Source organism: Riemerella columbina DSM 16469, assembly GCF_000374405.1.
Lineage (GTDB): Bacteria > Bacteroidota > Bacteroidia > Flavobacteriales > Weeksellaceae > Riemerella > Riemerella columbina.
Map to the genome: position 1 here is coordinate 1 of NZ_KB894247.1, position 12,451 is coordinate 12,451.

General features: G+C 40.2%; 7 protein-coding genes. 2 read left to right on the plus strand and 5 right to left on the minus strand.

Annotated elements, in window-relative coordinates; all coding sequences use genetic code 11:
* Positions 1 to 174: 174 nt before the first annotated feature.
* On the minus strand, positions 175 to 1,761 hold the full coding sequence (locus tag C237_RS13175; protein WP_026315586.1) for a fibrobacter succinogenes major paralogous domain-containing protein: 1,587 nt from the start codon (positions 1,759 to 1,761) through the stop codon (positions 175 to 177).
* Positions 1,762 to 2,335: 574 nt separating this feature from the next.
* On the opposite strand from C237_RS13175, the gene mfd reads away from it, so the two are divergent.
* On the plus strand, positions 2,336 to 5,707 hold the full coding sequence (gene mfd / locus C237_RS0108215; protein ID WP_018676016.1) for a transcription-repair coupling factor: 3,372 nt from the start codon (positions 2,336 to 2,338) through the stop codon (positions 5,705 to 5,707).
* The gene (gene meaB, locus C237_RS0108220) at positions 5,697 to 6,689 is read left to right on the plus strand and encodes a methylmalonyl Co-A mutase-associated GTPase MeaB (protein WP_018676017.1); all 993 of its coding nucleotides are present in this window, start codon (positions 5,697 to 5,699) and stop codon (positions 6,687 to 6,689) included. The genes mfd and meaB overlap by 11 nt, the downstream gene beginning before the upstream one ends.
* Before the next feature lie 42 nt (positions 6,690 to 6,731).
* On the opposite strand, the gene C237_RS0108225 is transcribed toward meaB, so the two are convergent.
* The 4 genes from C237_RS0108225 to C237_RS0108240 form a co-directional block, all read right to left on the minus strand.
* Positions 6,732 to 8,816 carry a protein-disulfide reductase DsbD family protein gene (locus C237_RS0108225; protein ID WP_018676018.1) on the minus strand — a complete coding sequence of 695 codons (2,085 nt, stop codon included), beginning with the start codon at positions 8,814 to 8,816 and terminating at the stop codon, positions 6,732 to 6,734.
* A 3-nt stretch (positions 8,817 to 8,819) separates the two neighbouring features.
* Positions 8,820 to 10,112 carry a tRNA lysidine(34) synthetase TilS gene (gene tilS, locus C237_RS0108230; RefSeq protein ID WP_018676019.1) on the minus strand — a complete coding sequence of 431 codons (1,293 nt, stop codon included), beginning with the start codon at positions 10,110 to 10,112 and terminating at the stop codon, positions 8,820 to 8,822.
* Between the two features lie 218 nt (positions 10,113 to 10,330).
* Positions 10,331 to 11,050, minus strand: coding sequence for a DNA-binding domain-containing protein (locus C237_RS0108235; protein ID WP_018676020.1), 720 nt, complete (start codon positions 11,048 to 11,050; stop codon positions 10,331 to 10,333).
* Positions 11,051 to 11,483: 433 nt separating this feature from the next.
* The coding region (locus tag C237_RS0108240; protein WP_018676021.1) for a fibrobacter succinogenes major paralogous domain-containing protein at positions 11,484 to 12,451 on the minus strand (968 nt) is incomplete at its 5' end.

Consider the following 12,451-nt stretch of genomic DNA (forward strand, 5'->3'; position numbering starts at 1 on the left):
TAGATAAGCCTTTGCAGGCTTTTGGGGGTATGGTGGTTAGTTTGTACCTTTTTTAGCGAACCCATAGGGTTACATTATGTTACCCTATAGGGTTATCGCCATACTTAGCCTTACCCACCTATTTTTTACTTACAAACTTAAGCGGGCTGGCGGCAAACCGCTGTGAACGCACGCTTAATCCTTGAGGCAGCGGACGCTAAAGCTGCGTGCACGATCGTAGTTGCTGCCCGCGCTGCTAATGCTGCTGTTGAACCACAGGTTCCACGAGTCGTCGCTATTGTCCTGCTCACTGCTCCAGTCGCGGCCGTAGCGGCTCTGACCGTAGAGCGTCCCACTGCCGCTGTAACGGCTACCACTAGCAGGCAGACGAAGACCCGTCTCGTTCCACATTGCAGAGCTATTTGAGCTATTTGTACCATTAGACTTACCTGTAATAGCATCATGCAACGCCACCTGCTCCGTATGCGTAGGGACATGATAACCAGACGGACACGGGTTGGTGGAACCATTAGTCTGCCATAAATTCCACTGAGATGAATCTGAATTTAACGAAGAATTAACCCATGAATAAGGCGAACTAGCATTTGCGATAAACTCATTAGTCCCTGCATTAGTCCAAGAATTAGAGATAGAACCTGTACCAGTGTATTTTGGCGTACCATTAGTTGCTTTAGACCAATTGATGAGTTCATGACCATCTGGATTACGCTGCCACTGGAAAAGTGAACCATAAGCTCGCCAGTCCTTTTTAATCTGGTCTGCCGTAGGGTTCGCTAGCGGAGCTCCTGTAGTAGTGTAGTCTAAAGCACCTGCTTGGCGGGTAGGGTCAAATACTGTAGCGCCCACCCTCGCATATTCTGCTCCAAGATTATTACTCAACCATAGGTTTCCGTCGGGTCCTTTTATTGGTATGTATAAGAAATCATGTTCTTTTACTGAAGCTCCGTAGCCTACACAATCGCTGGTAGTGGTATCAAAACAGCGGTCTGGGATAGCTGTTATGTCTTGTACTTTTAGACTAGTGGTAGATACTCCGCCGTTTAGGCTAATGCTATATGCGTTGGCACCGCTTATTAGATTTCGGTAAACGCCATCTTTAGCATATAGCTCTGGCATATAGACTGCGCCACTCACATTTTTTAGTTTTGCTTGTATCGTTCCTGTAGCGCCTGTAAAGTTGCCTGCAGGGTAGTACAGTTTAAAATCTTGGGTGTATCCAGCGGTGTTTTTCAGTGGGAGTGTTTGCTCAAAAGCCGTGTAAGCACCATTGGTAGGCTGGGCATTGGTATAGGGTATACTGATGCTTATTTCTTCATTAGGCGCTACGCCTTCATTGGTATAGCCTAAATCTTTTACACGATAATCTTTGCCTTTGTGCTGAAAAACAATGAATCTATAATCCTGTATTGCTCCCAAAGTAGCTGTGGCAGATGATGGTGGGTTGCTCACTTCGCCCACATCATTTATTTTACCATTGCATGTCCACTGGTGTATGCCTCCTATATACCCCATATACATTTCTATACAGTTTTTATCGGTGTTATAGATTAGCATCCCTTTGGATACATTTTGAAATTTAGAACGCTCTTCGGTAGAGAAATTAGGGAAGGTAACTCCCTGTGGTCTAGTCTCTGGCAAATCATCGTTGCGAGAGACTTGTAGCGTGGCATCTGGTGTGCTGGTATTGATGCCCACTCTACCATTGTACTGTGCGTGGATTGCCATCGGCAAAACCATCGCTAAGAATAGATTCTTTTTCATAATATACAAATTTTGAATTATAAATTTTAAATTTTAAGTTTTGAGTTTTAAATTTTGAGTGATGAGTTAATGCATACGGCTTTCTGCTTACTGCCTAAAGCAAATATTGAGTGATTGCCTACGGCTTGTTGCTTAGCCATAAAACCTCTAAGTTCTAAGCTCTCGCCTCTAAGCTCTTTTTTCGAAAAAAAGTTGTATAATACGCGCGCTACGCGGGAATTAATCTGTGTGTGTGTGTGTGTGTGTGTGTGTGTGTGTGTGTGTGTGTGTGTGTGTGTGTGTTTACACTTTTTTCTGAAACTACCAAATTATTTAGTAGTTTTTTTTGAGAAATTTTTATGTTGCTGGTATTGCGTGCCATAATGGCGACAAAGGTACAATAATTTTTTTATTGTGCAAGAAAATTTAGAAATTAGATTTTAGAAGGTGAGAGTTTTGTGTTACATACTGCCTATGGCTTATTGCCTACTGCTAAAATCTAACATCTAAGAAATTATTTCTCTATCTTTGCATCATTAGCGCTTTGGGTAAAATCTCAATAGCGTCTTTTTCGTTGATAAGAAATTGTAGTACAATGAATTTAAAGCCTATCCAAGACACTTTACTCCCACAGTTGCTAAAACAACAATTTGGGAACTCCATTTTTGAAAATCTAACTACCCATCAACATATTTCGGTAAAAGGAGCGGCAGGTTCTACCCCAAGTTTAATCGCCACAGAAGCGTTTTTATCTCTCAACACCACACTAGTTTTTTTAACGCATGATAAAGAAGATGCCCACTATGCCACTACCGAATTAGAAGAACTACTCGGCGAAGACCGTGTTTTATACTATCCCGCTACCCATCTAGAACCTTATCAAATTGAAAAAACGCAAAATGCCAACTTGGTGCTTAGAACCGAAGTGCTTAACCAGCTAAGTGCCAGCAACCAGCCTAAATGTATTGTGGCACATTATTCAGCATTAACGGAAAAAGTCTTAAAAAAAGAAGATTTCAAAGCTATTTCGCATCATATAAAAGTCGGGGACCAACTGGATTTTGATTTTACGGAAGAACTGCTTAACCGATTTAATTTCCAACTGACCGATTTTGTCTCAGAACCTGGGGAATTTGCCGTGAGAGGCGGTATTGTAGATGTATTTTCCTATGCTAACGACCACCCCTACCGTATCACTTTTTTTGGTAATGAAGTGGAAAGCATCAAAACTTTTGATATTGAAACTCAACTTTCTATTGAAAAAGTGGACAGCCTACAACTCGTATCCAATATGAGCTACAAGGTGGAAGGCACCAAAGTTTCTTTGTTTGAACTATTGCCAAAAGACAGCCTTATCGTAAGTAAAAATGCTTATTTAGGGCTTAATTATATTCGAGATTTTTATACCAAAGCAGAAGAACGATTTAGCCAGTTTGAAGATGGCATCAAACATCAAAAACCACAAGATTTATTCATTTCCGATAAGGAATTTTTTAAGGATTATCAAGCGTTTAGAACCATAGATTTTACCCCGCAATCGTTGCAGTTGCCCAAAGCCCCTCATTTGGAATTGCAACAGCAACCTCAGCCGAGTTTCAACAAAAATTTTGAACTGCTGATAGAAGATTTAGAGGAAAAACAACAGCAAGGCTATGACCTTTGGATATCTTTCGCCACAGAAAAACAAAGAGACCGACTCCAAAGTATTTTTGAAGATTTAGGGAAAAATATCGCGTTTAAGTCTTTTAAATCCGAACTCCACGAAGGATTTGTAGACCAACAAGAAAAGGTTTTAGTCTATACCGACCATCAGATTTTTGACCGCTATCAGCGTTATCAGCCTAAAAATGCGTTTGCAAAATCCGAGCAACTGACTTTAAAAGATTTAATGTCGCTAAAGGTAGGCGATTATATCACCCATATTGATTATGGTATTGGAAAGTTTCTTGGTTTAGTGAAGGTGAACAATGGCGATAAAGTGCAAGAATGTTTTAAACTGACTTATAAAAACGGGGATTTGCTCTATGTCAGCATCCACGCATTGCATAAAATTTCTAAATACAATGGTCCCGAAGGCAGGGAAATCACACTTTCTAAAATTGGTTCACCATCATGGAAAAACCTTAAAAATAAAACGAAAGCAAAAGTTAAGCAAATTGCTTTTGACTTGATAAAACTATACGCCAAAAGGAAAATGGCAAAAGGTTTTGCGTATATGCCAGACACCTACCTACAAAATGAATTAGAAGCGAGTTTTATTTATGAAGACACGCCAGACCAAGAAAAAGCTACCATAGATGTTAAAAAAGATATGGAAGCAGAAACTATTATGGACCGACTTGTGTGTGGTGATGTAGGATTTGGTAAAACCGAAGTCGCCATACGCGCCGCCTTCAAAGCTGCTACCGATGGTAAGCAAGTAGCAGTCCTCGTCCCCACGACTATTTTAGCGTTTCAGCATTACCGCAGTTTTCAGGAACGGTTAAAAGATTTTCCCGTTACGGTGTCTTACCTCAACCGTTTTAGAACGGCAAAGCAAAAGCGAGAAACTTTAGAACAATTAGAAGCAGGAAAGATTGATATCATCATTGGGACACACCAATTGGCATCAAATAAAGTTAAGTTTAAAGATTTGGGACTTCTCATCATTGATGAAGAGCATAAATTTGGGGTTTCGGTAAAAGATAAACTCAAAACCATGAAAGCCAATATCGATACGCTAACCCTTACCGCAACGCCTATCCCAAGAACACTTCAGTTTTCGCTAATGGCGGCTAGAGACTTATCTGTGATTAAAACACCGCCGCCCAACCGACAGCCTGTGGAAACGCAGTTGGTCAGTTTTAATGAAGAAATTTTAAGAGATGCCATTTCTTACGAACTCCAGAGAGATGGACAAGTCTATTTTATTAATAATAGAATCGAAAATTTAAAGGAAATTGCAGGGCTAATTCAGCGTTTAGTACCCGATGCCAGAGTGATTACAGGGCATGGACAAATGGAGGGCAAACAACTCGAAAAAAACATCCTCGATTTTATGGAGGGCAAATACGATGTTTTGGTGTCCACGACTATTGTGGAAAGTGGTGTAGATGTCCCGAATGCGAATACCATTTTTATTAATGATGCTCAGAGGTTTGGTATGGCAGACCTCCACCAGATGCGTGGGCGTGTGGGTAGAAGTAACCGAAAAGCGTTTTGCTACCTCATCACACCACCATTTGATATGATGACCACCGATGCCCGAAAACGCTTAGAAGCAATTGAACAGTTTTCTGATTTAGGCAGCGGATTCCAAATTGCGATGAAAGATTTAGAAATTCGTGGTGCGGGGGATTTACTCGGGGCAGAGCAAAGTGGTTTTATCAATGAAATGGGCTTTGAGGCGTACCAAAAAATCATGCAAGAAGCCTTAGACGAACTCCAAAACGACCCAGAATTTGAAACATTATTTGAAAATGAAGCCAACCGTAAAAAGCTATTCAAATCTCAAAAAGAAGTCAATATCGATACGGATTTAGAACTGATGCTACCAGATGACTATGTGAGCAGTATTGAGGAACGCCTAAGTTTATATCAAAAACTAGCGGACATCAGCGAGGCTAAAGCCTTAGCCCAATTTAAATCCGAATTGGAAGACCGTTTTGGTGCCTTGCCAACACAAGCGCAAAATCTTCTGAAATCGGTAGAGCTTAAATGGTTAGCCGCAGCGATTGGGTTTGATAAAATTGTGATGAAAAATGGGGTATTCTTGGGCTATTTCCCAAGTAATCCGCAAGATAAATTTTACCAAAGCAATCAATTTAAACATATCATCAGCTATCTAACACAGCACCCGAAAGATGCGTTGTTAAAAGAAAAAATAACACCAGACGGTCAGCAGTTGATGATGCGTAAAGACCATATCACCAACATCCACGAAGTGAATGATTTGCTCAACAAAATACTTACCGCCCATGAAAGCTAATATTCCAATAGACACCTTAGCGAAAGGCATTCTCAGTGGCGATAAGCGACTTCTGAGCAAAGCCATTACTTTAGTTGAAAGTAAAAAGCCCGAACACCGAAGCCAAGCCGAAGCCTTGCTCAATACATTATTGCCTTATACTGGGCATTCGGTGCGTGTTGGGATTACTGGCGTTCCTGGTGCTGGGAAATCCACCTTTATCGAAAGTTTTGGGTGCCATGCCATTACCCAAGGTAAAAAAGTGGCGGTGCTGGCGATAGACCCAAGCTCTTCGCTGAGCAAAGGAAGTATTTTGGGCGATAAAACCCGTATGGAAGATTTGGCTAAAGACCCCAGCGCCTTTATCCGTCCTTCGCCGAGTTCTGGATTTTTGGGGGGCGTTGCCAATACTACTTTTGAGACCATGCTCCTTTGCGAAGCGGCCGGCTATAACTATATCTTAATAGAAACCGTAGGTGTGGGACAGTCCGAAGTTTTGGTTTCAGACATTACCGATGTTTTTTTATTTTTAAAAATTATTGGTGGCGGCGATGAACTCCAAGGCATCAAACGCGGTATTATGGAAATGGTGGATTTAATTTTCATTAATAAAGTAGAAGACCATAATCTAAAACGAGCTAAAAATACCAAATTAGAGCTATCCAGAGCTTTACGATTTTTACCCTCTAAAGAACCGCATTGGAAAGTTCCCGTATTATTGGGTTCTGCACTTCACCATCAAGGGATTTCGGAAGTCTTTAATAAGGTTCAGGATTTTATTAACCTAAAAAAAGAACATCAGCGTTTCGAATGGGTTCGACAGCAACAAGCCGAAAAACGCTTTGAATATTGGGTGCAAGAATATATCCTTGCCCAAGCCAAACAATCTCATACTTTGGAGCAAATCTACCAAAATCATAAATCCAGAGTCGCTCAACTAAAAGCTAATCCTAGTACAGAAGCTAAAGCCTTTGTGGAAGCCCTTTTAAATAAAAAAGATTGAAGCCCATCGACTCCAATCTTTCTTCAATATTTTATGGTATGGTTATTTTTGATTTTTAAACCATTGGATACCACATTCTAAAAACTGTTTAAAATCTTTTTTGTCCATATAGCCAGACACGGGTTTATTTATCACTTTGCCCTCTGGCGTTACTAAAACATAATGCGGCTGAGAGTTATTATTAAAATTCACTTGTTGGAACAGACTCCAGCGGTCACCAATGGTCTTTACCTTCTTCTTTTGTCCGCCTCCCATATCAATTTTAGTTTGCTCATGTTCTGGCAGTTCTTCCTTATCATCCACATAAAGCGAGGCTAAAATCACTTCGTTTTGAAGAATAGGTAAAATATCAGGTTCGCTCCAAACAAACTCTTCCATTTTACGGCAGTTTTCGCAACCATAACCCGTAAAGTCTATCAAAACAGGTTTTTGCTCTTTCTGTGCTAAAGCAATGGCATCAAAATAATTATGCTCTGGATGCATCCCTAAAATACCATCGTCTTCATTGTGGAAATAACTTACATTAATCGGTGGCAAAATACCACTTAACAACTGAAGTTTTGGTCTGTCCGAAGGAATTAAACCTTGAACCAAATACACAACAAAACCAATTCCTAATGCGCCTAATACTTTTCTTGTAGTAGAGATTTTAGCATTTTTATCATCGTGTGGAAATCTGATTTTTCCAAATAAATACAAAACTAAACCAATGGTAATGATAATCCATAATCCTACAAACAATTCTCTTTTTAATAGGAAAGTTTTGGACACCAAGTCGGCTTTGGATAAAAACTTCAAGGCTAAAGCCAATTCTATAAACCCAAGCACCACTTTTACGGTATTCATCCAGCCACCAGACTTCGGCAACGACTGCAAAGCTTGTGGGAATAACGCTAATAATCCAAAGACAATCGCCCATGCCAATCCAAATCCTGCTAATGCAAAAGTCAGCATCATGGGTACATCACTAGACCCCGTGACGGCACTTCCTAATAAACTCCCTAAAATAGGACCTGTACAAGAAAAGGATACAATAACTAGTGTTAATGCCATAAAGAAAATCCCGATATAGCCGCCTGCATCTTCTGCTTTAGAGGATTTGTTTGCCACCCAACTCGGTAAAGTGATTTCGTAGTAACCAAAGAAACTTAGCGCAAAGAATAAGAAAATCACAAAGAAAAATAAGTTGAGCCACACATTCGTTGATATATCATTAAAGATATTCCCCGAAATTCCATCTATAATATGGAACGGCACACTCAGCAATACAAAAATTACCAAAATGAATAAGCCGTAAATGATAGCATCTCGCTTTCCTTTCGCTTTATTCGCAGCACCTTTGGTAAAGAAAGACACCGTTAAAGGAATCATCGGGAATACGCAAGGCGTAAGCAAGGCAATTAGCCCACCAACAAAACCTAAAACCAAAATCCACCAATTGTTAGAACTTTCCTCTTGGGTGGCAACCCCGCAATCCGTCAATGGATTTTTAGGGTCTAAAGTGCTAATTTTTAAATTTTGCTGGTCGAGCGTACTATTAGAATTCGGTACTGCTACGGCTTCCGTAGTCGCTGTGCTATCTGGAACCATTATCGTTTCTGATGGGCTTTCCGTTGGTTCCTCAACCGATGGTTCTGGTTCATTTGTAGTTGGTATTTCTGCCGCTTTAGTCGCTACTTTTTGTTCAAATTCTAAAGTATTAGGAGCTAGACATACCCTATCGTTACAAGTCTGATAAGTAATTTCCGCCGCAACATTAGCAGGCTTTTGAGGGTTTTTAAGTTTAAATTTCTGTTTAAAACTTACCGTGTTAGAATAATAGACAATCCTTGCACCAAAGGCTTCGGAAAACTCATCGTGCTTTTTTCCCACTTCTACAATTTTCCCCATGGGTTGGATATTGTCACCCGACAATTTCATTTCCGTAGGGATACCACTATCCTCTGGTAAATCTTTGGAATAGATATGCCAACCATTTTCTAGTGTGGCTAGCAAAACCGCCTCGTATTGGTTATCCCCAAGTTCATTGATTTTTAATTTAAACTTTACGGGGTCTTTGATTTGAGCCAATACCACTACACTAAATAGAGTGGCAATCACCATAAAAAAATACTTCAATTTCGTCATGATTTATAATCTTATTATTATCAAATTTTTATCCTTAGGGTTGGCAGCGTACCGTCCATCTTGTCTTAATGGGGCTACACCTAGAATAGTATCCGAGGCATCGCACAACAACCACATTTTTGATTTCGCTAAAATAGACAATTTTTCATCTTTAAAAAACTTAGCCACCTTTTTTTTGCCTTTCATTCCAATCGGCTGGAATTGGTCGCCTCCTTTTTGCTTTCTTAGTTTTAACGGAAATTGCAATTGAGTTTCATCAAAATACCACTCAAAGGATTTATCAAAATCCACGGAAATATAATCTTTAAGGTCTATTTCTTTCGAATATGGTACATCAATTAAAACTTCATCTTCATGTGTCAGCTCATTTGAAATTGGGGTTAAAATCAACTCATCTCGATTGATAAGTAATTGATAATCGTTTCCGTAAAAAACACTACCTGTCTCGGCTTCAAAAATTTTATAATGTTCTGCTTTAGCCTTAAATCCTAAGCGTTTTAAAATTTCATATTGGGCAAATTCCGATAGTTGAGCCAATTTATCTTTAGAAATCACCCACGCTTCCGAAGTTTTTTTAATGGTAATTTGCTGAAGTTTTTGGGTTATTTCTTCATCTATAAAATCCGAAGCCTCACGAAGATAATTTAGGCTATTACCAAAATGTTCCAAAAAATTAGGATTAGTTTCTAATAATTGGGGGCTGATAGTATTCCGAATAAAATTCCTTAAATAATCATTTTTAGTATTAGAGCCATCTTCACGAAATGGAATCTGGTGTGTATCAGCATAAGTGTAAATTTCCGCTTTACTAAAATGGAGCAGCGGTCTTATGATTTGCTTTCGATGCTCAGGGATTCCCGCTAAACCTTTAATCCCACTTCCCCGAGATAGGTTGATGATAAAGGTTTCCAATTGGTCATTAAGGTGGTGTGCAGTTGCCAAATAGTCCAGTTGTTGTTCTGCCATCACTGTCTTAAAAAAGCGATACCTTAGTTCCCTAGCCCATAGCTGGATAGAGCCTTGGGGCTTTTGGTCTTTTTCAGTAACATTATATATATGAAAAGGCGTTTGGTTTTGCTCACAATAGTTTCGGACTAGCACTTCATCGTCGTTAGAATCTTGCCCTCTTAGATGGTAGTTGATATGGGCTACTTCCAAATGGGCTACTCTCGATTTCAAAAGATGGAACAACACCATAGAATCTACGCCACCACTTACCGCTACCAAAATTTTTTTACTTTGATATTGTGGCAAAATTTCACTCAATTGGTCTTCAAATATCTGTTCCGAAAGCATACGCAAAGATAAGGTTTTTTGTAAAATGGACGCCCCTAGTATAGCAGTATTCCCTACCACAAAAACTCCTCTCCGTCGTATTACCCTACAACACACCAGCACAGCATAATACAACACAGTGTTGCATTACCCTGCAACACACTAGCGTAAAAAACCCTCAGCGTGTTGTTATTCTAAACATGGGCTGGGGGTTTTAATATTACACTATAAATTAAACTTTAAGATATGACCACTGTAGTAGATAAAGTTTCTGTTCTCGTGTCTTTTAGTAAAACGCTCCCTCTAGTAAACTGCGTGGTTACGCTCACTTCATAATTACCATTAGGTAAATCTGCTGGGATGAGGATGAGTAAACGCGAAGGTTCGTTAAGTACAATATTCTCCATTGGCAGCTTGGTTTCTTGGCTGTTGTCTAAGTTTTTAAACACCACACCATTTTTAGGGTCGCTGCCCTCTACCTTAATATAAGTCCCTTTGATTTCAGCGTTTTTACCTTTGGTCAGTGTACCGTCTGTATTGCCTGTGGCTTTATCGGTAATGTTAAACAGACTCATTGGGCTGGCTTGTTCGCCGAGGATTTCTACTTTGGTTTCTGCAGCAGCTTTTCTTAGCTCTGTGCCTTGGTTTACATTCACATACACCGAATGCTTTTCTTTATCAAAAGATTTATCATAGAACACGCCCTTTATGGCTGGACGCATATACACCAAGCCTGTGTTTACGCTGTAGCCATTGAGTACCAATTCCGAGGCTTTACGGTTAAAGCGTGTGATGATATCCACAGCGGTTTCGGTTTGGATTTCCATGCCCTCTTTTTGTAGGGCTTCTACCACTTCTTTAATGCCGATGCTACCGTTGGAAAGTGGTACAGCNATAAAATCATTTTTATCATCTTTGGTGAGGAGGTTGGGGCGAAGCCATGCTTTTAAGTTGTTCATATTTTTTAGATTTTAGAAGTTAGAGATTAGTTGGCTGTAAGTGTAAGCCGTAGGCAGGAGGCTTTAGGCTTATATCTACATTAGTACATTCTACAATAGTACATTTTACATTAGTACATTTTAGTAGGGTAGAAATCTTGCAACACCATATAGGGAGCGGGTTTGCGGAAGATTTTAGGCATAATGTCTTAGTTTTTTTACTATTTTTAAAATATTAGTTAGGTTATTTTATTAATTATAAAAGCCTACAAAGTCTTTATAGATAAGCCTTTGCAGGCTTTTGGGGGTATGGTGGTTAGTTTGTACCTTTTTTAGCGAACCCATAGGGTTACATTATGTTACCCTATAGGGTTACCGCCATACTTAGCCTTACCCACCTGTTTTTTACTTACAAACTTAAGCGGGCTGGCGGCAAACCGCCGAGACCGCACGCTTAATCCTTGAGGCAGCGGACGCCAAAGCCGTTTCCACGAGAGTTGCTGCGGCCCGCGTTGCTATTGACGCTGTAGAACCACAGGTTCCACGAGGTGTCGCTTTCGTACTGCTTACTGCTCCACAGCTTACCGCTAGTGCTTTGACTGTAGAGCGTCCCAGAGCTGCTGCTACGGTAACCACTAGCAGCCAGACGAAGACCAGTCTCGTTCCATATCGCAGAGCTATTCGCGTAACTTGTACCATTATACTTACCTGTAATAGCATCATGCAAAGCCATCTGCTCCGTATGCGTAGGAACATGATAACCCGAAGGACACGGGTTGGTGGAACCATTAGTCTGCCATAAATCTTTTTGAGTGGAAGCATTGTTTAGGGTGTTATTTACCCAACCATAAGGAGATCTATCATGAGGTATAAATTTATTAGTCCCTGCATTAGTCCAAGAATTAGAGATAGAACCTGTACCAGTGTATTTCGGTGTACCACTATTTGAGCCTGACCAATTAATCAACTCATGACCATCTGGATTACGCTGCCACTGGAATAGGGAACCATAAGCCTTCCAGTCTGTTTTGCTGGTGGCTTGCTGAACTGGATTAAAATATCGAGAACCTACTCTGGCATATTCGGCACCTAAGTTATTGTTAAGCCATGTCTTACCATCAGGACCTTTGATAGGGATGTAGATAAACTCATGCTCTTTTNCTTTNGCNCCATACCCCACACAATCAAATGTGGTCTTACCAAAACAACGATCTGGAACCCCACCAATACCTTTTAAGACCACTTGATACGGTTGCCCGTTAAGGGTGTAAGGAATGGTGGCAATTTCGTACTCTTGCCCCGGTGGTAACATTTTTACAAGATATTCATTATCCGAACCGCCTACGGTAATGGTCGCATCTAAATAACCATTCACCCCAAAATTACCCTGAGGAATATTTAGCGTAAGAGTATTGGTATCAT

Coding starts and splice junctions, on each gene's coding strand:
- C237_RS13175 (WP_026315586.1), bottom strand. CDS start 1,761: ATGAAAAAGAATCTATTCTTAGCGATGGTTTTGCCGATGGCAATCCAC.
- mfd (WP_018676016.1), top strand. CDS start 2,336: ATGAATTTAAAGCCTATCCAAGACACTTTACTCCCACAGTTGCTAAAA.
- C237_RS0108225 (WP_018676018.1), bottom strand. CDS start 8,816: ATGACGAAATTGAAGTATTTTTTTATGGTGATTGCCACTCTATTTAGT.
- tilS (WP_018676019.1), bottom strand. CDS start 10,112: ATGCTTTCGGAACAGATATTTGAAGACCAATTGAGTGAAATTTTGCCA.
- meaB (WP_018676017.1), top strand. CDS start 5,697: ATGAAAGCTAATATTCCAATAGACACCTTAGCGAAAGGCATTCTCAGT.